Source organism: Catenulispora subtropica (genome assembly GCF_039531675.1).
In the GTDB taxonomy this organism is placed as follows: domain Bacteria; phylum Actinomycetota; class Actinomycetes; order Streptomycetales; family Catenulisporaceae; genus Catenulispora; species Catenulispora subtropica.
In genome coordinates this window covers 45605-67193 of sequence record NZ_BAAAQM010000028.1, presented here as the reverse complement: position 1 = coordinate 67193, position 21589 = coordinate 45605, and the positions used below count along the sequence as shown (strand labels likewise).

Below are 21589 nucleotides of genomic sequence, written 5' to 3'. Positions count from 1 at the left end.
CGCATGAGGGACAGCTGGGCGACACGGATGGGCTCTCAAGCCCTAGTCTTTGCCCTGGAGGGTTCTTCGTAAGCGGCCCTAGCGCGTCCTCAGGGAGGGTTCTTCTGCGACGCGTACAGTGCAGTGGTCCTTAGTACTTGGGGGGATGAGGAGCAGCGTGGGCAGGGCGATCGGAAGCAGGTACGAGCTCGACGACGAGATCGGCCGCGGCGCGTTCGGCGCCGTCTGGCGCGGCCGCGTGCGCGCCACCGGCGAGGCCGTCGCCATCAAGGTGCTCCTCGAGGAGTTCGCGGCCGACGCCGACGTGGTGACGCGCTTCCTGCGCGAGCGCGCGGCACTGGTCGGCTTGAACCACCGCTCCCTGGTGCGGCTGCGCGACCTGGTGGTCGAGGGCGACATCCTGGCGCTGGTGATGCAGCTGGTCGAGGGGCCGGACCTGAAGAAGTACCTGGCCGGGCGCGGCCGGCTGGCGCCGGACGAGGCCGGGCTGCTGGTCGCCGAGGTCGCCGAGGGCATGGCGGTGGCGCACTCCGCGGGGATCGTGCACCGCGACATCAAGCCCGCCAACGTGCTGCTGGAGCAGGCCGACGGCGGGCTGCGCCCGCTGCTGACCGACTTCGGCATCGCGCGGATCGCCGACGCGCCCTCGGTCACCCGCACCCACCAGGTCGTGGGCACGCCGTACTACCTGGCGCCGGAGGTGGTGGCCGGGAAGAAGGCCACACCGGCCGCCGACGTGTACGCGGCCGGCATCATGCTCTACGAGCTGATCACCGGCCACCCGGTCTTCCGCGGCCCGGACGCGGTCAGCGTCTTCCGCCAGCACATGAACACCGTGCCGGAGCGGCCCGCCGAGATCCCGCAGCGGCTGTGGCCGGTCATCGCCGCAGCGCTGGTCAAGGAGCCCGAGGCGCGGCCGTCGGCGCCGGTGCTGGCCGCGCAGCTGCGCGCCGCGGTGGGCAAGGTCATGGACGGCCCGGACGGCGAGCCCACGCACCACCTGCCGATAGAGCACCGCTACGGCACGCTGCGGCTGCCGCCGATCACGGCCGCCGGCTACCCGGGCTCCGGGAGCGGGGCCGGATCGGCCGTCGGAGCCGCGGCCGGCGCCGGCGCCGAGGGCCCGTCCGGCGACGTGTCGATGCCCACGCCCGGGGACGGCGCCCCGGCCTCCGCCGGCGCGCCGACGACCGCGATGCCGGTTTCCCCCGGCGCCGCTCCCGCCTCCGCGGGCGCCCCGACGACGGCGATGCCCGCCGTGTCTCCCGCGGCCGCCGCTGCTGCGGCAGCGGCCGCCTCCGCCGCCGCGGCGGATATCGAGCCCACGGTCCCCGTCGTCCGTCCGGCCAACCTGCCCGCGCCGCTTCCGCAGCGGCCACAGCGCGCGGACGGCCGCATCGCCGGCTGGGACGCCCCTTCGGAGCCGGACGCGATAGGGGCGGGTGTCTCCCGCCGCCAGCCCGGCCCGCCGCAGCCGCAGCCGCTCCCGACGCAGATGCAGCGTCAGCTGGACCAGCTCCACCAGGAGCGCCAGCCCGACCCTCGTCAGGGCCAGGCGCACCAGCGCTTGTCCGCATACCCGCCGCAGCCGCAGTTCGCCCCGCAGGGCTACCAGCAGCCCGGCCCCCAGGGCTACCAGCAGCCCGCGCCCGGCCAGCCCTACCAGGCCCCCGGCGGCCGCTACCAGGACCAGGGCGGCCGCTACCAGGACCAGTACCAGGACCAGGGCGGCTACCAGCCCTCCCAGTTCCAGGCCAGCGCCGCGGCCCCACCGCGCCCGGTGGCTTACACCCCGAACCAGCCTCCGGTCATGCCCCCGCGGCAGCCGCCGCCCCGGGAACGCGAGCGCGAACAGCCCCGCAAGCAGCCGCCGGTCCAGAAGACCGTCGTCAAGCGGCGGCGCGGCATGCCCCTGGGCTGCCTCATCAAGCTGGCCATCCTGGGCCTGGTCGGGTTCGGCATCTACACCGGCGTGAACTACGCGATGGCCAAGATCAACGGCGCCAGCCACGACCTGAACAACTGGGTCTCCCACGAGTGGCACCAGATCGCCCAGAAGATCAACCTCGAGAAGGACAAGCTGCCGGACAAGGTGAAGCCTTCCATCAACGTCCCGACCGACCTTCCGAGCATCCCGAGCATCCCAGGGGGGAACAAGACGCCGTGAGCCGGCGGCGCCCCGGCCGCCACTGCCCACCCCCTTCGGCGAGCCCGCTTGCCCGAAACGCGTGTGGCGCGGGAAAGTTTCGTGTCCCCCTTCTCTCCCCACCCGGGTGGACACGGCCATCGGTAAGGAGCGGGAAGACCTCGTGGCGGCACGGAAGATCGGCAGCAGGTACACCATCACCACGGTGCTGGGCCGCGGGACGTGCGGAACCGTGTGGGAGGGCGAGGGCCCGGACGGGCCGGTCGCCGTCAAGCTCCTGCGCGAGGACCTCGCCGCCGACCAGACCCTCATCGCCCGGTTCGTCCAGGAGCGCACCGCGCTGACCAGCCTGCACCACCCCAATGTGGTCGGCGTGCGCGACCTGGTGGTGGACGGCACCGATCTGGCGCTGGTGATGGACCTGGTGCGCGGCTCGGACCTGCGGCACCTGCTGGAGAACGAGGGTGCGCTGCGGCCGCAGCTGGCCGCCAGCCTGGTCGCCGGCACCGCCGAGGGCCTGGCCGCCGCGCACGCGCAGGGCATCATCCACCGGGACGTGAAGCCCGAGAACATCCTGATGGACCACTCCAGCGGCGCCCTGGTCCCGCGGCTGGCCGACTTCGGCATCGCGCGCCTGGTCGACGGCCCGCGCCGGACCCGGGCCACCCGGATCATCGGCACCCCGGACTACCTGGCGCCGGAGGTCATCGAGGGGCTCCAGCCGGGCCCGGCGGTCGACATGTACGCGCTCGGCACCGTGCTGTTCGAGCTGCTCACCGGCTGGACGCCGTTCGGCGGCGGGCACCCCGGCGCGGTGCTGCGCCGGCACGTCACCGACAAGATCCCGCCGCTGCCCGGCGTGCCCGGGCCGCTGGCCGCCCTGGTCGCCTCCTGCCTGGCCAAGGGGCCGGCCGCGCGGCTGACCGCCGCGGAGTTCGCCGTCCGCATGCGCGAGCTGGTGCCGCTGCTGGAGGACCTGCCGCCGCTGGACCTCCCGGACCCCCGCGAGGGCGGCTGGGACGTGCGCTCCTCGGCGCACGCCAGCCTGCACGGCGGCCGGAACCCCACCATCGACCCGATCCCGATGCGGCACAGCGGGATCGTGCCGCTGGTGCCGCACGGCGAGCTGAAGGACGACGACGCCGACACCCACCTGAACCTGATGCGGCCGATCCGGGACCGGGACCACGGGGACGTGCGGCGCCGGTCCGGGGCGCAGGACGGGTCCGGACCGGGCGGGGAGCGGGGCGAGCGCGGGGCCGGCTCCGGCGCCGGAGCGTCGGGCACGAAGCGTCCGCGCTGGATCGCGGCCACCGCGGCGGCGCTGCTGGTCGGCGGAGCGGCGGCGGCCGTCGCTCTGGGCCTGTCCGGTGGGGACGACTCCCACAAGGACGACAAGTCACACTCGCAGGGGCCAGCGGGCTCGACGTCCTCCGCCGTGTCCTCGCCTCCAGGGACCACCACCCGGTCCACCGCGGTGGGACTGAGCTTCCTGGCCCCCAAGGACCTTCCCCAGGTCCCGGTAGCGGTCCAGGGGGCGCCGCGGACCGCGGTCTTCAAGGACGGCTCGGGGACCCCCACGCTGTTCGTGTTCGTCTCCGGGGCCGACGGCAGCGTCTGGTACCTGCCGGGGGAGAACAGCCGCTCCTGGATGCCGCTGAAGGGTCTGAAGACCAATGCGGAGCCTGCGGTGGTTGCGACAAGTGCGGGTCACCTGGAGTTGTTCGCTGTACGGGAGAGCGACGGGGTCGTCCACCAGCGCAGCTATGCCGGTGGCGGGTGGTCTCCGAAGTGGCTGCCTGTGGGGTCGGCGAAGCTGCGCGGTGCGCCGGGAGCGCTGGCGAACAGTGACGGCTCCGTGGTCGTCGCCGCGGTGGGGAGCGGTAAGGCGCTCATGACTACCACCGGCACTCCCTCAGGAAGCTCAGGTGCGTATACCTGGGGCGAGTGGCAGGCGGTGCCCGGGGTCGGGGACGTCTCCTCCGGGGTGGCGCTCACCGCGACGCCGTCGACGTCCGGATACAGCGCCTACGTGGAGCGTGCTTCGGACCAGGGCATCATCGCGGTTCCCTATGCGAACAAGCTCTGGGGGGCTCCTGTGCAGACCCCCTTGTCCGGCCTTCCCACCGCAGCGACTTCCGCGGACGGGACGCCTTATGTGTTCGTCCGCTCCGCGGGCGGCGCCGTCAAGGCGATGAACGGCAACGGGCAGGCGGGTGCCGGGGGACTGGAGTCCACGTTGCCGCCGGGAGCCACCCAGACCCCCGACGGTCGGGTCGTGGTGGTCACAGCCTCCTCACCGACGAAGCTGAGGGTCGCCTACTCCGGATAGGCTTGTCACGTGGCTACAGATCCTTCCGAAGAGCTCAAGAACCTCCGCGCGACCATGGCGTCCATCGAGGCCGTGCTCGACGTCGACAAGCTGCGCGTGCAGATCGCGGATCTGGAGGAGCAGGCCTCGGCCCCGGACCTGTGGAACGACCAGGCCAAGGCGCAGGCGGTGACCTCCAAGCTGTCCGGGCTGCAGGCGGAGCTGAACCGGTTCACGACGCTGAACCGGCGCCTCGAGGACATCGAGGTGCTCTTCGAGCTCGGCCAGTCCGAGGGCGACGCCGACGCGCTGGCCGAGGTGCAGGGCGAACTGATCGACGTCTCCAAGGCGGTCGGCGACCTGGAGGTGCGCACGCTGCTCTCCGGCGAGTACGACGCCCGCGAGGCGCTGGTGACGCTGCGGGCCGAGGCCGGCGGCGTGGACGCGGCGGACTTCGCCGAGATGCTGCTGCGGATGTACACCCGGTGGGCGGAGCGGCACGGCTACCCGTACGAGGTCTATGACACGTCGTACGCGGAAGAGGCCGGCATCAAGTCGGCGACGTTCACCGTCAAGGCCCCGTACGCCTACGGCACGCTGTCCGTGGAGCAGGGGACGCACCGGCTGGTGCGCATCTCGCCGTTCGACAACCAGGGCCGGCGGCAGACGTCGTTCGCCGGCGTCGAGGTGGTGCCGGTGGTCGAGCAGACCGACCACGTCGAGATCCCCGAGGACGAGCTGCGAGTCGACGTCTACCGGTCGTCCGGCCCCGGCGGCCAGGGCGTCAACACCACCGACTCCGCGGTGCGCATCACGCACCTGCCGACCGGGATCGTGGTGTCCTGCCAGAACGAGCGTTCGCAGATCCAGAACCGGGCCTCGGCGATGGCCGTGCTCCAGGCCAAGCTGCTCCAGCGGCGGCGCGAGGAGGAGCAGGCCAAGATGGACGCGCTGAAGGACGACTCCTCCGGTTCCTGGGGCAACCAGATGCGCAGCTACGTGCTGCATCCGTACCAGCTGGTCAAGGACCTGCGGACGGACTACGAGACCGGCAACACCACCGCGGTGCTCGACGGCGACATCGACGAGTTCATCGAGGCCGGGATCCGCTGGCGGAAGCAGCGCGAGAACGCCTGATAGCTGCTGAAAACGGACAAAAGCCGCTATATAACGCTTTCTGCGTTATATAGCGGCTTTTTACAAGCTTCTCTGCTGGAGAATGCCCTCAGTGGAGGGTCGCAGTGAGGAAAGCCACAGCGACGAGCATGGTCAGCAGGATGGCGGCCATCGTCGAGAACGACATGGCGCCCGAGCGGTGCATCTGCTCCTTGTGGCTGCGGCAGACGCTGCACCTGCCTTCGGACACCGGCCCCGCGCAGTTCGCGCAAATCAGGTGCTCACAGCACATGCCGCCTCACCTCCTGTATTCGGCACTATGTTCCGTCCCTGCTCCAAGCCGGTGCGGATTGTGGTTCCCGGCCGAAGGGGCCGTGAACCCCTACTTCCGGCGTGTACTGTCATCTCTACTGTGACACTACGACCGAGCGTACGCATAAGTGCCCGCGCAGGCCTCCCGGCCGATGTGCTTATGACGGAGGCGATCCCAGCATGATCAGATTCGACCAGGTCTCCAAGACCTACCCGAACCAGAACCGGCCCGCTCTCCGGGACATCTCCCTGGAGATCGAGCGCGGCGAGTTCGTCTTCGTGATCGGCTCCTCCGGCTCCGGCAAGTCGACGTTCATGCGACTGATCCTGCGCGAGGAGCGGCCGTCCACGGGCCGCGTGTACGTGGCCGGCAAGGACCTGTCCAAGCTGTCCAACTGGAAGATCCCGCAGCTGCGCCGGCAGATCGGCACGGTGTTCCAGGACTTCCGGCTGCTGCCGAACAAGACCGTCGAGCAGAACGTGGCCTTCGCGCTGGAGGTCATCGGCAAGTCCCGGCCGACCATCGGCAAGGCGGTGCCGGAGGTGCTGGACCTGGTCGGCCTGGGCGGCAAGGGCGGCCGGTTCCCCAACGAGCTCTCCGGCGGTGAGCAGCAGCGCGTGGCCATCGCGCGGGCGTTCGTCAACCGGCCGATGGTGCTGATCGCCGACGAGCCGACCGGAAACCTGGACCCGGAGACCTCGGTCGGCATCATGAAGCTGCTGGACCGGATCAACCGGGCCGGCACCACCGTGGTGATGGTGACCCACGACCAGGCCATCGTGAACCAGATGCGCCGGCGCGTGCTGGAGCTCGACGGCGGCAACCTGGTGCGCGACCAGTCCCGCGGCGTGTACGGCTACGTCCGCTAGCCGACCCGTCCCCGCACTCCGGAAGCTTTCAGCAGAACTCAGGTAGGAGCCCCCGACCGACCATGCGAGCCCAATTCGTCTTCTCCGAGATCTTCATCGGCCTGCGCCGCAACCTGACCATGACCATCGCGGTCATCGTCTCCGCCGCGGTGGCCCTCGGAATGCTCGGCGTCGCGCTGCTGATGCTGTTCCAGACCAGTTACATGAAGGACTACTGGTACGACAAGGTCGAGGTGTCGGTCTTCCTGTGCACCAAGGACGACACGACGCTGCACCCGACCACCTGCGCCAGCGGACCGACCGCGCAGACCCGCATGGACGAGCTGCAGGCGGACCTGAAGGCCGATCCCCTGGTGCAGACCGTGTTCCCGGAGACCCAGGCCGAGGCCTACGCCCGCTACAAGAACCAGTCCGGCGGCTCCCAGGCCAACGAGGCCTCGCAGATCACGGCCTACGTGAGCCCGGACCAGATCCCGGCCTCGCTCCGGGTGAAGCTGAAGGACCCCACCACCGAGCACATCGACGCCATCCGCAGCACCTATCAGGGGCAGCAGGGCGTGGAGGCGGTGGCGGACCAGAAGACGATCCTCAAACCGCTGTTCAAACTGTTCAACGGCCTCACCGTCTCGGCGAGCACGGTGGCGATCGTGATGGTCGGACTGGCCCTGATGCTGATCGTGAACACGGTCCGGCTGTCGGCCTTCAGCCGAAGGCGGGAGACCGGCATCATGCGCCTGGTCGGAGCGTCGAACTTCTACATCCGGCTGCCGTTCCTGATGGAGGGCGCGGTGGCCGGCCTGGGCGGCGTCGCGGTGGCGGCGCTGGGCGTGGCCAGCTTCAAGTTCTTCCTGATCGACCGCGTCCTGGCCCCCAGCTTCACCTTCACCAGCTTCATCGGCTGGGACAAGGTCCTCCTGACCGTCCTGATCCTGGTCCCGGTCGGCCTGGTGATGGCGGTCGGCGCCAGCGCCCTGTCCCTCCGGAAATACCTGAAGGTCTAGAACCGTTCATCGGGGATAATGAACCCCATGCCGAAGGAACAAGGCCAGAAGGTCATCGCCCGCAACAAGAAGGCGCGCCACGAGTACGAGATCGAGGCCACCTACGAAGCGGGCATCTCCCTGACCGGAACCGAGGTCAAGTCCCTCCGCGCGGGCCGCGCCAGCCTCGTCGACGGCTACGCGGTCATCAAGGACGCCGAAGTCTGGCTCCAAGGCGTCCACATCGCCGAGTACGCGGAGGGCACCTGGACCAACCACGCCCCCCGCCGCAACCGCAAGCTCCTCCTCCACCGCGCCGAGATCAACAAACTCATCGGCAAGACCAAGGAGACCGGCCTCACCCTGATCCCCCTGGAGATGTACTTCAAGGACGGCAAGGTCAAGGTCGAGATCGGCCTGGCCCGCGGCAAGAAGACGTACGACAAGCGCCAGACCCTGATGGAACGCCAGAACAAGCGCGAAGCCGAACGCGCCATGGCAGCGGCGTTCAAGCGGAACAACCGCCGCGGCTGAGCTGTTGTAACCACCAGGACGGCGACGCCCGGGACAAGCCCCGCGCCACCGTCCGCCCACGGCGAACCCGCTGGAGTCTCCCAGCCGGACCCGCTACGCTTGGATCACGGCCCCGGGAAACCGGAGCCGACAGTTTGACAACTGAACAGAGACGACTAAGCGTCAGAGAAACCAACGTTTCCGACCAGAAGTCGTCCGACAAGGGGCCGAACGGTTTCGACATCGGACGTTTTGGCAGGGGAAGCGGGCCGAGGAAGCAGCGATGATCTCGTTAACCATACGCTGCACAAAAAATAACTGCCAACAAGACGCAGCTGAAGTCGCAGGCCGCTTACGGCCTCGCCGCCTGATCCACTGATCAGGTAATGACTTCTGTCGACCCGGGAGCGCCTCCGGCCCGGTAAGACATCGCTAGGAGGATCCACCGTCGAGCACGGCCACAGGGCCCGACGGGACATCAATGTGGCTGAGCCTGTCAGCAGCGTGCCTGTGAGACTGCCGGGGCTGAGAAAAGCGAACACAGGCTCCGCCCGGAGAAGCCCTGGCAAGTCGCCGATGGACGCGGGTTCAATTCCCGCCGGCTCCACCAGCACAATGCCGCCCGACTTTTGTCGGGCGGCATTTTTGCATTTCAGGGCGTTCCTGCCCAGGCCAGACGGAATTTCTCATGGAGGAATTCTCGAAATAGGCGTTGCATCGAGACGTCGTTTCGATCGCGGTTTTCCGCCGCCGTCATCACGCGGATGCTCGGGATCAGCCTCGACCGAGTCACACGGCTACGCAGCACAGGTTGCACGGCGGCGCAGGTGAGCACGAACTCAACCAGACGCTGCAGCCGAGAACCATACGCCGAACCACTGCTCGGCGCCGAACTCTTCAAACCGCGCCACTTCCGTGAACCCCAACTTCGCCGCAACGCGCATTGAACTGCCGTTCGCAGTCTGGGTGCAAAGCACCACCGGCTCGCCGGGCACCTCATCGGCAACCCAGTCGAGTGCCGCTGCACACGCCTCGACGGCGTACCCGCGTCCCCAAGCGCGAGGCAACAACATGTAGCTGAGTTCGATCTCCCCAGCGTCCGAACGGATATCGCCCGGACGCTCCGTGTCGCGCCGATCGACGGTGATCGTACCGATCATCGCCCCATCGAGAGCGATCACAAAGACGCCGGGGTGCCGCCGAGTTACCTCCGGCATCGCGTGCTCAAGTTCGTCACGCGGTCGGGGGCCTCCGAGGTAGGCGCGTACCTCTGACGAGGCGAACAGCTCGATGAACGCCGTGCGATCCCGAGCCTCAGAAGCGCGAAGCACGAGCCGCTTGGTGATGATCGGAGCAGGCGGCCAGGCGATGTGTCCGATCTCAGCCATAGCGGGCAACCTATCGCACACCTACTCGTCGGGGCTGGGAGAGACGGAGGTCTCCGCGGCCCGTACGGCCTCAATCGCATCGGCGACCCACTTGGGATTACGCCGCAGCAGTCCGTTGGCCCACTCTTGCCACGTTTGCGTCGCCAAGACTCGATCTGCTGCGTCCTCGATGGAGATGTTCTCCGCCCCATCGACTTCGCGCGCAATGACGATGGCTTCGATGAACCGTGCACCGCTGCTGATCATCGCAGCGTGCATCTTCTCGATCCCCGCCTCGCTTCGAATCCTGCGGCACCGTTCGATCAGCGGCGTCAGCCACCGGACGCGCTGCTGGTAGTCGGTACCGCGAATGTCTGTATCAGCGAAGGTCGGGCCGACAGCGGCGAGTAGTCGCTGCCGCAAGGCATCCTCGCTCAGCTCCCAGTGCGGGTAGTCCGCCCGGAGTGCGGTCCAATCGACAGAGTCGATCTCGGTCCGGAGTGTTTCCATGGTCACAGGCTGGCCGCAGTAGTGGCCGTCGGCCGCCACGAACGTCTTTTGCAGCAACTCGTAGCGCAACGGCGTGGATTCAGCGAGCAGTACCGCGTCGTAAAGGTCCTTGGCTTGCGGATACATGTCGGAGGCAAGCCAGAGGAGCTTCCACGCCAGCGACAACTCCGGTGTGGCAGCCAGGAGAATCACCGGGTCGCCGCCGTCGGCTGCTATCTCGATCGGCTGCGGCGGCTCCGGAAGGAGTTCCCCGAAGACGAAGTCGAGCTGAATACTCCCCTCCGGGCAGCCGTCGGCTTTGAAAGGCAGGACGAGCCGCCGGCCCGGGACCCGGTCGTAGGTCCAGATCTCGTCGCTGAGCGCGGCTGAAGCATCGATGCGGACCACGTCGTCGCGCCGGGAGGCGTCGTCGGCGCCGCGGGCGATCTCGTCGAAGAGCCGGTCGGTGCGCGGGTCGGTGAGTTTCCAGTGGTCGGAGTCGATCACGAAGTCCAGGTCGCCTGGCTCTCGCGCCGCTTCGCCGAACCACGTCTTGAGCAGGATGCTGCCGCGCAACACCAGGTGGTTCGAGAACTCGCTGTCCGCGACGGCCGACAGCACCGCGGCGGTCGCGGTGCGGCGGGCAGCGTACCAGCGTGCACCTTGTGTCCGGTCGGCGAACTGTGGCTCACTTGCCCGCAGTGCGACCTCGTGCTGCTTCATCGACGGATCGAATACCAGGTGCTGGGTCACATCCCCGGCCGCGACGGTGGTGATCGTCGCGGGATAGTGGTTGCCCCGGCGGATGCCCTCAGTCAGCGGAGTGGACGGCACCTGCGGCGTCTTGCCCAGCCGCCACCACCCTCTGCCGAGCTCGCCCCATGTCACAGGACTTTCCTCCCCGTCAACACTCATTGAACTTGTCACGACCTGACGCACTCCTCGTCGATCCAGCCAGCATCCACAGCCGGGGCGCTGTCGTAGACCACGTACTCGCGCTCGACCGACACGACGTCCAGCCCGACATCGACCAGCACCCCAGTCAGCGCCTCCAATCGCTCGCCCGCCTCGACTCTGCCGACACCTCGGCAGCGCTGGGTGACGAAGCGCTCGGCACGGCCGTCGTCGCGTAGCCTGCGGGCGTTGCGCGACAGGTGCGCTCCGTGCGAGATCACGGACGCTGCGAGTGCGGCCTCGTCGTATGCCGGCTCCAGCAGCAGCTTGACGTGATGCTCGAAATACATGCCGTCGGAAGACCCGGCGGCCTCGGCGTTGGTCGCTGGGACGCCAGTGGCGTACGGCGCGGCCTCGACCTTGACCCGGCTGACGGTGAAGCCTTCATTGAGCAGGTCGGCGGTCATGCTTTCGGCCCGCGAGCAGATTGCGTCGAGCATCCCGGAGACGCGGATCGTGAGCATCGGCTGCGACGGCATCGAGCCGCGCGCCAACACGATGTGCGTGAACTTCACCGCGCGTCGGGCGGCCCAGGCAGCCAGACGGTCCAGCTCGGCGTCCTTGGCGGGCACCGTCACATGGATCTCGAAATCGCCCCGAAAGCTCTCGAGCCGGGCACTCGGCAGGGTGGTCGCGACGTGGTTCACGCCGCGATCGTCTCACGCTCTCAGCCCTGTCACGCTGCGGTTTTCCAGCCGGGCTTTCGACCGACAAACAGGAGAATCCGATGGCGCTTACCAGCCGGATCGCCGCTGGCGCGGCAGGCGCACTGCTGTTGGGGATTGTGCTGCTGTCAGCACCCGCGTCCGCCGTCATGTCCACGATTACCGCGCCGCTGGATGACCTGTTTTCCGGTGGGGCCAGTGCGGGTATTGGGGACGCGGCCGGAGAAATCCCGGCCGGGATGTTCGGGCTCTACAATGAGGCGGCGGTCGGATGTCCAGGCCTGTCCTGGTCTCGTGCCGAGGAACGTTTACGGCCATAGCAGGGTGACCATGGTGCCCGCGGTCAGGTACTGTCCGAGCGGGATCCGGCTTTTCAACCCGCCGCGGAGCAGCTGTACTACGCCCCAGACCGTCGTGATTCCCCATGTTGCGGCGAACCCATCAACCACTGATCCCAGCTCTGCGCGCCGAGCGTGAGCCCGATGAGTCCGGCGAACCTCAGATCTCCGAGGCTGGTATCGGTGAACAGCCACAGCAGCAGGAAACAACCCGAGCACAACGCCGGCCGCCTCCACCGCCCGGATCATCACCGCGGCGTCGCCGAACCAGCGGACGGTGAGGCCCAAGAGCGTCAGGATCGCCGGGTAGGACGGCAGGGTAAACACGGCGGGGGGCGACCGGTGGCCCCTCACCACGGATGCGGCCGGTAATCCTTGAGGAAGACCCCGAAGAGATCCTCGCCCGCCTCCCCGCGGACGACCGGGTCGTAGACGCGTGCCGCGCCGTCGACCAGGTCGAGCGGGGCGTGGAAGCCGGCGTCGTGCAGCCGCATCTTGTCCGGGTGGGGGCGTTCGTCGGTGATCCATCCGGTGTCCACGGCCGTCATCAGGATGCCGTCCTGTTCCAGCATCTCCCGGGCGCTGGTGCGGGTCAGCATGTTGAGGGCGGCCTTGGCCATGTTGGTGTGGGGGTGGCCGGGGCCCTTGTAGCCGCGGCCGAACTGGCCCTCCATCGCGGAGACGTTGACCACGTACTTGCGGCGGGAGGTCGATGCGGCCATGGCCGCGCGGAGTCGGCTGACCAGGATGAATGGCGCCGTCACGTTGCAGAGTTGGACCTCCAGCAGTTCGATCGGGTCCACCTCCTGTACCTTCTGGCTCCAGCTGTTGGAGTCGTCCAGGTCCGGGACCAGGCCGCCGGCGTCGATCGCGGTGCCCGCCTCGATCAGTGCGGGGGTGGCGGAACCGGAGGTCAGCGCGAGCGCGGTCAACGCCTGCGCGCTGAGCTTCTCGCGGCGGGGGCCGCCCTGCGTGGGCAGCATCGGCTGGCGGCTCAGGTCGAAGCGCCCGAGGGTCGTGACGCTGGGCAGCTGGCCGGTCGGCTGCGTGTCCTCGGCGTCGATCAGCTCCTTGTAGGCGTGGGCTGAGCGGCGCACCGTCTGCGCGGCGTTGTTGATCAGGATGTCCAGCGGGCCGGCGGCGCTCACCTCGTCGGCCAGGGCGATGACCTGGGACGGGTCGCGCAGGTCGATGCCGACGATGTGCAGGCGGTGCAGCCACTCGTGGCTGTCCGGCATCGCCGTGAAGCGGCGGACCGCGTCCTGGGGGAAGCGCGTGGTGATCGTGGTGTGCGCGCCGTCGCGCAGCAGGCGCAGCGCGATGTACATCCCGATCTTCGCGCGCCCGCCGGTCAGCAGCGCGCGGCGGCCCCGCAGGTCGACCCGTGCGTCGCGGCGTGCCCGGTTCTCCGCCGCGCAGCTTTGGCACAGCTGGTGGTAGAACGCGTCGACCTCGACATAGCGGGTCTTGCAGACGTAGCAGGAGCGCGGACGCTCGAGGACCCCCGCGATGGCTCCCGTCACGACGCTGGTGAGTCGCAGGCCCTGCGTCTCGTCGTCGATGCGGGTCGCGGCACCCGTCGCGGTGCGCTCGGTGACGACGCGGTCGTTCTGGGTCTTCGCCGCCCGCCGCTCCTGACGGCGGCGCTGCTTGACCTCGCGATAGACGTCGCTGGTCGCCCTCCGCAGCTCGATCGCCTGAGGGTGGTCCAGCGGCAACTCGCTGAGCTCGGCCAGCACCTCCAACACCAGGCGCATGCGTTCGGGGTCTATACCGGGGTGGGACTCGGCGGCTTCGGTCACGTCGGGTCCTGCGTTCATCGCCTGCGGACTCTCTTCTGGGATCGGGCAATCCGATCAACTCTAACCGGTCCCGATCTGTGGTCGGCCCCGGCTTGATCGGCTGGGGAATCGCCCTCAGCTGGTTGTGGCGCCGACGCCGATGACGGCGATCGGCGCAGCCGCACTCACCAGGAGAAGTTCGGCAGGTCCCGGCCGGCGGGGAACGGAGCGGTCGACGGCAGGGATCGGATCTGCACGAGAAGGTGCACGAATTGCGAGTAGGAATGAGGGTCCAGGCCAGGGGATACGACCACGACGTTGTCACCGCGGCGCCACGCCCGGTAGCGCCACCGGTACTTGAACTCCGGGCGGGGCTCGTGGGTCACGTCGTGATCCGCGGGGCCCATGAGCTCGGTGAACGTGGCCACCACCGCCTCCAGTTGTGCGGCGACGGTCCCGGGCGGCGGGTCGACGAGGCTGTGCCAGCCTGGTTGGTCAGCCCAGACGTCCTCCGTCCACGCCCCGTCGGGGTGGATCCAGAAGTCGTAGGCGAACGGCATCGCGAGGCAGTCGTCGCCGTACACCAGGTGCCCGGCCGGCGTGTAGGCCCTCTCGCCCAGTTCCCCCAGATAGTCGCCGGTCGAGGTCCAGCCCGCGGCGGTCATGGCGGCTTTGGTGGCGTCGGGATCTGTCCAGTCGAGCTCGGCCATGGAGAAGATCTGCGCGGCGAGTTCTGGGGAGATCGGGCAGACCGCCACGATGCTCGTCGGTTCCTCGTCCTCGTCGTCGTCGGAGTCGGTGATCAGTTCGTCGTCCACGTGCGGATCCCCCATGTCCCATGCGTTGTCCGGCGTCACTGGTTGATCGCCGGACCCACACGGCAACGTACCAGCCGGTGGCACCGCTGCCGCGAGGGGCACAGAGGCTCGGACTCGTAGGCGTGTTCGAGCCTGGTCGGGCGGTCGGTCCAGTCGGAATACTCCAATGGAATGAACGTCCATGTGGGTCGTCGGCGGTACCGGGACGGGGGCGCCGACGGGGCCGGGAATTTTTCTCAGACTCCTGATCTAGTACGGGAATCGCCTGTGGGATAAAGGATTCCGGTCGCGGGGGCCGGTATCTCTGTGCTCTTCTTTCCTCTGATACGGATCGCGCTTCGTTTGCCGGGGACGTTGCGAGGTGGAAAGGCGGGGTGAGGTGATGCGCCGTTCTTGCAGGAATGTGATCGTTGAGTCACGGATCACGTTCGACCGCCGGTCGACGCCGTCAGTGAGGAGGCAGCGATGCCTACCAAATTCGTGCTTCGCAAACGTGGCGCCAAGTACAGCTTCGAGATGATCGCTGGAAACGGGGCGGCTATCGCCAAGTCCATCGGTTATGCCAGCAAGCGCACCGCGATGAATGCGATCAAGTCGATCCAGACCGCGGTGAAGTCGATAGAGGACGCCACCGAGAAACCCAGGGCGACGAAGCGGCCGGTGCCGAAGCGGACGCCTGCCAAGCGGCGCACGGTCGTCACCCCGGCGGCCAAGCGGCGGACGACGGTCACGGCCGCGGCCAAGCGGCGGACGACCGTCACGGCGGCGGCCAAGAAGCCCGCCAAGCGGGCCACTGCACGGACGGCGAGCCAGCGGGTCCCGCTGAAGCCGCTGGTCAAGAAGGCGGCTCCGAAGAGGACTTCGGCCAAGCGGGCTACGCAGACGCGCAGCGCGGCGCGTACCGTACAGGCTCGCACCCGCACCACGCAGGCTCGCACCCGCACCACCACGGCGCGCACCAAGCAGGCGCGCTCTCCCCAGGCGCGCACAGCGGCCGCGACCCGCGCCCGCACCGCCGCCAGGCCGGCCCGCCCGACCACGACACGCGCCACGTCCACCAGGACCAAGGCGCTGGCGCGTGCGCGGTGACCTGAGACCTGAGCAGCGTTGAAAGCCGGGCCGGGGTCCCCCACCAGGTGTGGAGGACCCCGGCTCGTCGCCGCTGTCACGGCCGCTCGTTGACGAACTGGAACTGCAGCCGAGCTGAGCCGTCGAACGGGACGACCGTCGTGGAGTCGCTGGCGGACCAGGTGGCCGGCACCAGGAACAGGCGGTCGTGGCCTTCGATCAGGAGGCGCAGGTTGCGGTAGCGGTAGTGGAAGGTCTGGCCGGGGGTGGCGGGGAGGATGGTCTCCTCGACGCCGGGGCTATGGAGGTACAAGCGTTCCTTGGTGTCGAGGATGACCGTGGGGAGATGTTCCAGGCTCTCGGCCTGATGGCGCGCCAGGCCGCGACCGGTCAAGCGCTGTGATCCCGATCGCCGTCATGCCGCGTCGACTCCTCTGGGCAAGGCGGCCCGGTCCCGGCACGCACCACGCACGCCCCCTGTGCTTCGAGGGAGCAGGTCGAGGAGCGGGCCGCCGCCCTGTTCTCCCCATGCCGTTCAAGTCGCGGGCACTTCGAGATCGGCTCCGCTTAACGATCGGCTGAGAGCCTGGCGCCGCGCTGGCGCGGAACGACCGGTTCCGCCGCCGCGGCTCATGGGGGATTCACATCTGCTGGGCCTGCGATCGGGTCGGCGTCGTCGCGTCCTTCTTGATGATGCCTGCTGCGCCGGACCCGGCTCGGCTGGGTACCGCCGCTGTGCCGGCGGCCGAGAGGGAGTGGCTGGGCATGGTGGCGGGTGCTGCTGCGGCGTGGGTCGGCAGGCGGACGGCTTCGGCCAGGCCGTGGAGTCGGCGGCGGTCGGTCGGGTGGTGGCTGGTGGCCGCCGCCGGGGTGTTCGGCGTGGGGCTGATCGCGGGCAAGGGCGGCAATCCGCTCATCGACCTGAAGGTCTACCGGGCCGGCGGCCTGTCGTGGATCCGGGGACTGCCGCTCTACGCCACCCAGTTCCCCAAGCCGTTGCAGGGCCCCGACCTGCCGTTCACGTATCCGCCGTTCGCGGCCGTGGTCTTCAGCGTGTTCGGCGTGGTCGGGTACCTCGCCGCGGCCGCGCTGCTGGTCGTGGCCGGGCTCGGCGCGCTGACCTGGGTCATCTCCCTGGTCTGGCACGAGCGGCGCGCGGCGTGGGGCCTGCCGGCCCTGAACGCCCGGCTGGCCGTGCTGCTGACGCTGTCGGTCCTCGTCGTCGAGCCGGTCAGCAGCACGTTCCTGCACGGTCAGATCAACCTGCTGCTGATGGGCCTGGTCGCCGCCGACACGCTCGGGCCCCGGACCCGGATCCCGCGCGGGGTGTTCACGGGCGTCGCCGCCGCGATCAAGCTGACCCCGGCCGTCTTCCTGCTCTACTTCATCGCACGGCGGCAGTGGCGGGCGGCGGCGACGGCGGCCGCCGCCTTCGCCGGGGCGACGCTGTTCAGCTTCCTGGTCGCGCGACGGGACACCGAGACCTACTGGACGAGCACCGTCTACGATCCGACCCGCATCGGGGACCTCGGCTACGCCGCCAACCAGTCGATCCGCGGCGCCGTGCACCGCCTCGCCCTGGGCGTGAAGCCCGAGGAGCACGTCTGGCTCGTCGCCTCCGTGATCGTCGTCCTCCTGGCCTACCGCGGTGCCCGGCGCTGCGTGGCGTCCGGCAACCTGACCTGCGCGGTGGTCGTCGTGGCCGCCTGCCAGCTGCTCATCTCGCCGGTCTCGTGGTCCCACCACTGGGTCTGGATCGCGCCGATCCTGCCGGCGCTCGCCTTCCGCGTGATCCGCTCCGGCTCCCGCGCCCGGATCGCCGGTGGCGGGGCGCTGATCGCGGTCTTCCTGATGGGGCCGCTCCTGCTGCTGCCGGTCAATCAGGGCCGCGAGATGCACTGGTACTGGTGGCAGAACCTGATCGGCGACACCTACATGCTGGTGACGCTGGCGTTCGTGGCCTGGGCCGCCCTGTCCCGGCGCGGCCTACCCGCGGCCGACCAGCCGGTCGAGCCCGTCCAGGAGCAGGTCCAGCCCGAACTCGAACTCGGCCTGGTCGTCGCACCAGCCGAGCGTGCTGTCGGGGTCGTCGTGGGCGACGTCGCTCAGCATGGCGGTGAGGTGGGGGAGCCGCTCGGCCAGGGCCTGGAGCGCGGATGTGTCGGGGGAGCCGCCGGGATCCGGCGGGGTGAAGAGCTCCTGGTTGAAGCCGAGCGCCCGGCTGCCCAGGGCGTGCATGGCGTGGTGCGCCTGCTGGTGGGTGAACCCGCCGGCGTCCATCAGGGCCAGGACGGAGTCGTAGTAGTCCAGCACTGACAGCGGGGTCTCGGTGCGGGTCTGAAACACCGCCGGCGCCCAGGGGTGCCGGAGGAACACTTCACGGGCGGCCAGGATCCTGGCCCGCAGGACGGTCTTCCAGGCGGCCGGTTCCTCCGGCGGGGCGACGGCGCCCACGGCCGCGTGGATCTCGCCCATGACCACGTCGACGACGCCGTTGAGCACGTCCTCCTTGTTGGCGACGTGGTGATAGAGGGACATCGCCTCCACGCCGAACTCGTCGGCGAGACCGCGCATGGTCACGGCGTCGATGCCTTGGCGGTCGGCGAGGGCGGTGGCGGCGCGCAGGACCCGGTCCCGGGTCAGTGGTGCGCGGGGCTTGGACTCCTGCTCGGTCTCGGTGGTCATCTCAGCGTCATCCGTCCCTTCCGTCGCGATCGTACTGCCCGGGCCGGGCCGACGGTTGACGTCCTTACGCCGTAAGGCTACCTTACGCCGTAAGGTCACCTTACGTTGTAAGGAGGAATCATGAGGGCGTTCACGCGGCACAGGTTCGGCGATCCCGGCGTCTTGGAGCTGGTCGACAGCGAAACACCGACGCCGGCGGAGGGCGAGGTGCTGGTGCGGGTGCACGCCACCTCGGTCAATCCCTACGACTGGCACCACCTCAGAGGCGAGCCGATGCTCGCGCGCCTGGTGCCCGGCGGTCTGGGCCTGACCCGGCCCCGGTTGCGCAGGCTCGGCTGCGACCTGGCGGGCCGGGTCGAGGCGGTCGGCGACGGCGTCACGCGCTTCGCCCCCGGCGACGACGTGTACGCGCTCCTGGAAGAGGGCGGCTTCGCTGAGTACGCCTGCGTTCCGCAGGACCAGCTGGTGCCGATGCCGCGCAACCTCACCCACGAGCAGGCCGCCACGGTGCCCATGGCCGCCGCGACAGCGCTGCTGGCCCTCCGCGACGACGGCCGGATCGAGGCGGGTCAGGACGTCATCATCACCGGGGCGTCCGGTGGCGTCGGCACGTACGCGGTCCAGATCGCCGTCGCCCTCGGCGCGAAGGTCACGGCCGTCTGCGGAGCGCGGAACCTGGACCTGGTCCGGTCCCTGGGCGCCGCGCACGCCGTCGACCACGCCGCCGGCGACGTCACCCGCGGACCTCGCCACGACCTCGCGGTCGACCTCGCCGGCCGCACGTCGACCCGCGCCTGGCGCCGAGCCCTGCACCCCGAGGGGACGCTCGTCGTCGTCGGCGGCCCGCCCGGTCGCTGGTTCCAGCCGATGACGCACGTCCTCGCGTCCGTCGCGGTGGCGCCGCTGGGCAAGCAGCGGGTCGTCGGCACCGACATCGTCGGCCACCGGCGGAAGCCGGAACTGCTGACCACGCTGACCACGCTCATCGAGGACGGCGAAGTCACCCCGGTCATCGACCGGAGTTACGCCTTCGAGGAGTTGCCCGAAGCGATCCGCCACCAAGAACGGGGCCATGCCCGGGGCAAGGTCGTCGTCAGCATCGGCGGATGAAAATTACACGGCGCACGTGCCCCGTCTGACGGCTGTCAGTACCGTCCTGACGAGTGCTTTCCTCGGAAACGAGCCCCGTGGCGGAGCTCCGCTCGCAGTCTTCGTATTGCCACGCCACCGCTTCGAGCCTGTAGTGAACGCGACCGATCACCCATCGGAGCACTGGAGGCTTGATGAAGGGAATCAGAACCCTGCTGGCCCTGTTCGCGGCGGGGGTGCTCGCCGTGACCATGACCGTGACCGGCCATGCCGCCGCCGCGAGACCGAACGCGGCCGCGGCCGCGGCCGGCACGGGCTACTGGCACACGAGTGGCAGACAGATCCTCGACGCGAACAACCAGCCGGTGCGGATCGCCGGGGTCAACTGGTTCGGGTTCGAGACGAACAACTACGTGCCGCACGGGCTTTGGTCGCGCGACTACAAGAGCATGATGGATCAGATGAAGTCGCTCGGCTACAACACGATCCGGCTGCCGTACAGCGACGACATCTTCAAGCCCGGGACGATGCCCAACAGCATCAACTTCTACCAGATGAACACCGACCTGCAGGGGCTCACGTCGCTGCAGGTGATGGACAAGATCGTGAACTACGCCGGGTCGATCGGGCTGCGGGTCATCCTGGACCGGCACCGGCCGGACAGCGGCGGGCAGTCGGCGCTGTGGTACACCTCCGCGGTGCCGGAGTCGACGTGGATCAGCGACCTGACGGCGCTCGCGACGCGCTACCAGGGCAACACCGCGGTGGTGGGCATCGACCTGCACAACGAGCCGCACGACCCGGCCTGCTGGGGATGCGGGGACACGACGATCGACTGGCGGCTGGCGGCCGAGCGGGCCGGGAACGCCGTGCTGGCGGTCGATCCGCACCTGCTGATCTTCGTGGAAGGCGTGCAGACCTTCAACGGCAGCTCGTACTGGTGGGGCGGGAACCTGCAGGGCGCGGGGACCTATCCGGTGCGGTTGAACGTGGCCGACCAGCTTGTCTACTCGGCTCATGACTACGCGACCAGCGTGGCGAGCCAGACGTGGTTCTCCGACCCGTCGTTCCCGGCGAACATGCCGGGGATCTGGGGCAAGAACTGGGGCTACCTCTTCGACGGGAACACGGCGCCGGTGTGGGTCGGCGAGTTCGGGACGACGCTCGCGTCGACGACCGACCAGGTGTGGCTCAAGGCTCTGGTCCAATACCTGCGCCCGACGGCGACCTCGGGTGCCGACTCCTACCAGTGGACCTTCTGGTCGTGGAACCCCGATTCCGGTGACACCGGCGGGATCCTGGAGGGCGACTGGCAGACGGTGGACACCGTCAAGGACGGCTACCTCGCGTCCATCAAGGCGCCGGGCTTCACGGGCGGTTCCGGCGGCGGCACCGACACCACGCCGCCGAGCGTGCCGACCCGCGTCGCGGTGACCGGAACCACCTCCACCTCCGCTTCGCTGTCGTGGACCGCTTCGACCGACGATGTGGGCGTCACCGGCTACGACGTCTACCGCGGCACGACGCTCGCCGGGACCACGTCCAGCCCGTCGTTCACCGATACCGGCCTGACCCCGTCGACGGCCTACAGCTACACGGTCAAAGCCTTCGACGCGGCCGGGAACCTGTCAGCGGCCTCGACGGCGGTGACCGCGACGACGCAGGGCACGACGGGCAACGCCGGCTGTACCGCCTCCTACACGGTGAACAGCTCGTGGAGCGACGGCTTCACCGCGACGGTCACCGTGACCAACACCGGAACCGCGCCCACCCACACCTGGCAGGTCACCTGGACTTGGCCGGGCAGCCAGCAGATCACCAACAGTTGGAACGCGACCGAGACCCGCTCCGGCCAGAGCGAGACGTTCACCGCGCAGAGTTTCAACGCCGCGATCCCGGCGGGAGGCAACACCTCCTTCGGCTTCCAGGCGAGCTTCTCCGGAAGCAATCCGGCTCCGACGCCGGTCTGCTCAGCAAGCTGATCCACCTCACGGCCGCCCCGCGAGCAAGGACCGGCGGGGCGGCCGTCGCGTGCCCTGGCATCGGGGCCGCGCTGACCTCGATGTTCGACGGATATTCGACGATGT

General features: G+C 69.1%; 17 protein-coding genes, 1 other RNA gene and 1 pseudogene. 12 read left to right on the top strand and 7 right to left on the bottom strand.

Annotated features, from left to right (window positions below):
* The first annotated feature begins 157 nt into the window (after positions 1-157).
* The 7 genes from ABD466_RS23805 to ssrA all read left to right on the top strand — a co-directional run bounded on the left by ABD466_RS23805 (position 158) and on the right by ssrA (position 8858).
* Positions 158-2167, top strand: a complete 2010-nt coding sequence (locus tag ABD466_RS23805; RefSeq protein ID WP_344659364.1) for a serine/threonine-protein kinase — start codon at positions 158-160, stop codon at positions 2165-2167.
* A gap of 142 nt (positions 2168-2309) precedes the next feature.
* Positions 2310-4478: a protein kinase domain-containing protein gene (locus ABD466_RS23800; protein ID WP_344659363.1), complete on the top strand. Its 2169-nt coding sequence runs from the start codon at positions 2310-2312 to the stop codon at positions 4476-4478.
* Positions 4479-4487: 9 nt separating this feature from the next.
* Positions 4488-5594 carry a peptide chain release factor 2 gene (gene prfB, locus ABD466_RS23795; protein WP_344659362.1) on the top strand — a complete coding sequence of 369 codons (1107 nt, stop codon included), beginning with the start codon at positions 4488-4490 and terminating at the stop codon, positions 5592-5594.
* A gap of 471 nt (positions 5595-6065) precedes the next feature.
* A complete protein-coding gene (gene ftsE, locus ABD466_RS23790) occupies positions 6066-6755 on the top strand; it encodes a cell division ATP-binding protein FtsE (RefSeq protein ID WP_344659361.1) in 690 nt (229 codons plus the stop codon).
* Between the two features lie 62 nt (positions 6756-6817).
* Positions 6818-7756, top strand: a complete 939-nt coding sequence (gene ftsX, locus ABD466_RS23785; RefSeq protein ID WP_344659360.1) for a permease-like cell division protein FtsX — start codon at positions 6818-6820, stop codon at positions 7754-7756.
* Between the two features lie 27 nt (positions 7757-7783).
* Positions 7784-8269, top strand: coding sequence for an SsrA-binding protein SmpB (gene smpB, locus ABD466_RS23780; protein ID WP_344659359.1), 486 nt, complete (start codon positions 7784-7786; stop codon positions 8267-8269).
* 202 nt (positions 8270-8471) lie between these two features.
* Positions 8472-8858: a transfer-messenger RNA gene (gene ssrA, locus ABD466_RS23775) on the top strand.
* Between the two features lie 229 nt (positions 8859-9087).
* Here the strand turns inward: ssrA and ABD466_RS23770 are convergent.
* From ABD466_RS23770 to ABD466_RS23760, 3 genes are read right to left on the bottom strand one after another with little or no spacing between them, the layout of a single operon-like run.
* On the bottom strand, positions 9088-9636 hold the full coding sequence (locus ABD466_RS23770) for a GNAT family N-acetyltransferase (RefSeq protein WP_344659358.1): 549 nt from the start codon (positions 9634-9636) through the stop codon (positions 9088-9090).
* Positions 9637-9657: 21 nt separating this feature from the next.
* On the bottom strand, positions 9658-10992 hold the full coding sequence (locus tag ABD466_RS23765) for a nucleotidyl transferase AbiEii/AbiGii toxin family protein (RefSeq protein WP_344659357.1): 1335 nt from the start codon (positions 10990-10992) through the stop codon (positions 9658-9660).
* 35 nt (positions 10993-11027) lie between these two features.
* Positions 11028-11705 carry a hypothetical protein gene (locus tag ABD466_RS23760; protein ID WP_344659356.1) on the bottom strand — a complete coding sequence of 226 codons (678 nt, stop codon included), beginning with the start codon at positions 11703-11705 and terminating at the stop codon, positions 11028-11030.
* Positions 11706-11785: 80 nt separating this feature from the next.
* Between ABD466_RS23760 and ABD466_RS23755 the strand changes: the two genes are divergently transcribed.
* Complete coding sequence (locus tag ABD466_RS23755) at positions 11786-12043, top strand: hypothetical protein (RefSeq protein WP_344659355.1); 258 nt, start codon at positions 11786-11788, stop codon at positions 12041-12043.
* Between the two features lie 368 nt (positions 12044-12411).
* On the opposite strand, the gene ABD466_RS23750 is transcribed toward ABD466_RS23755, so the two are convergent.
* Both ABD466_RS23750 and ABD466_RS23745 read right to left on the bottom strand, forming a co-directional pair.
* A complete protein-coding gene (locus ABD466_RS23750; RefSeq protein WP_344659354.1) occupies positions 12412-13881 on the bottom strand; it encodes an SDR family NAD(P)-dependent oxidoreductase in 1470 nt (489 codons plus the stop codon).
* A gap of 146 nt (positions 13882-14027) precedes the next feature.
* The gene (locus ABD466_RS23745; protein WP_344659353.1) at positions 14028-14660 is read right to left on the bottom strand and encodes a hypothetical protein; all 633 of its coding nucleotides are present in this window, start codon (positions 14658-14660) and stop codon (positions 14028-14030) included.
* A 465-nt stretch (positions 14661-15125) separates the two neighbouring features.
* Between ABD466_RS23745 and ABD466_RS23740 the strand changes: the two genes are divergently transcribed.
* On the top strand, positions 15126-15749 hold the full coding sequence (locus ABD466_RS23740) for a YegP family protein (RefSeq protein WP_344659352.1): 624 nt from the start codon (positions 15126-15128) through the stop codon (positions 15747-15749).
* Between the two features lie 76 nt (positions 15750-15825).
* Here ABD466_RS23740 and ABD466_RS23735 read toward each other — a convergent pair whose 3' ends face one another.
* Positions 15826-16122, bottom strand: a complete 297-nt coding sequence (locus ABD466_RS23735; protein ID WP_344659351.1) for a hypothetical protein — start codon at positions 16120-16122, stop codon at positions 15826-15828.
* Between the two features lie 296 nt (positions 16123-16418).
* Between ABD466_RS23735 and ABD466_RS23730 the strand changes: the two are divergent.
* Positions 16419-17444 (top strand): annotated as a pseudogene (locus ABD466_RS23730) (glycosyltransferase 87 family protein); the annotation flags it as partial.
* 270 nt (positions 17445-17714) lie between these two features.
* Here ABD466_RS23730 and ABD466_RS23725 read toward each other — a convergent pair.
* Positions 17715-18413: a TetR/AcrR family transcriptional regulator gene (locus ABD466_RS23725; RefSeq protein WP_344659350.1), complete on the bottom strand. Its 699-nt coding sequence runs from the start codon at positions 18411-18413 to the stop codon at positions 17715-17717.
* A gap of 120 nt (positions 18414-18533) precedes the next feature.
* Here ABD466_RS23725 and ABD466_RS23720 point away from each other — a divergent pair, with 120 nt between their 5' ends.
* Both ABD466_RS23720 and ABD466_RS23715 read left to right on the top strand, forming a co-directional pair.
* Positions 18534-19523 carry an NAD(P)-dependent alcohol dehydrogenase gene (locus tag ABD466_RS23720; protein WP_344659349.1) on the top strand — a complete coding sequence of 330 codons (990 nt, stop codon included), beginning with the start codon at positions 18534-18536 and terminating at the stop codon, positions 19521-19523.
* 230 nt (positions 19524-19753) lie between these two features.
* Positions 19754-21484 carry a cellulase family glycosylhydrolase gene (locus tag ABD466_RS23715; RefSeq protein WP_344659418.1) on the top strand — a complete coding sequence of 577 codons (1731 nt, stop codon included), beginning with the start codon at positions 19754-19756 and terminating at the stop codon, positions 21482-21484.
* Positions 21485-21589 lie beyond the last annotated feature (105 nt).

What these genes read in the sequence shown, in the direction of transcription:
- smpB (WP_344659359.1), top strand. Translation starts at nt 7,784, where the DNA reads ATGCCGAAGGAACAAGGCCAGAAGGTCATCGCCCGCAACAAGAAGGCG.
- ftsX (WP_344659360.1), top strand. Translation starts at nt 6,818, where the DNA reads ATGCGAGCCCAATTCGTCTTCTCCGAGATCTTCATCGGCCTGCGCCGC.
- ABD466_RS23770 (WP_344659358.1), bottom strand. Translation starts at nt 9,636, where the DNA reads ATGGCTGAGATCGGACACATCGCCTGGCCGCCTGCTCCGATCATCACC.
- ABD466_RS23725 (WP_344659350.1), bottom strand. Translation starts at nt 18,413, where the DNA reads ATGACCACCGAGACCGAGCAGGAGTCCAAGCCCCGCGCACCACTGACC.
- ftsE (WP_344659361.1), top strand. Translation starts at nt 6,066, where the DNA reads ATGATCAGATTCGACCAGGTCTCCAAGACCTACCCGAACCAGAACCGG.
- ABD466_RS23720 (WP_344659349.1), top strand. Translation starts at nt 18,534, where the DNA reads ATGAGGGCGTTCACGCGGCACAGGTTCGGCGATCCCGGCGTCTTGGAG.
- ABD466_RS23755 (WP_344659355.1), top strand. Translation starts at nt 11,786, where the DNA reads ATGGCGCTTACCAGCCGGATCGCCGCTGGCGCGGCAGGCGCACTGCTG.
- ABD466_RS23750 (WP_344659354.1), bottom strand. Translation starts at nt 13,881, where the DNA reads ATGAACGCAGGACCCGACGTGACCGAAGCCGCCGAGTCCCACCCCGGT.
- ABD466_RS23715 (WP_344659418.1), top strand. Translation starts at nt 19,754, where the DNA reads ATGACCGTGACCGGCCATGCCGCCGCCGCGAGACCGAACGCGGCCGCG.
- ABD466_RS23740 (WP_344659352.1), top strand. Translation starts at nt 15,126, where the DNA reads ATGCCTACCAAATTCGTGCTTCGCAAACGTGGCGCCAAGTACAGCTTC.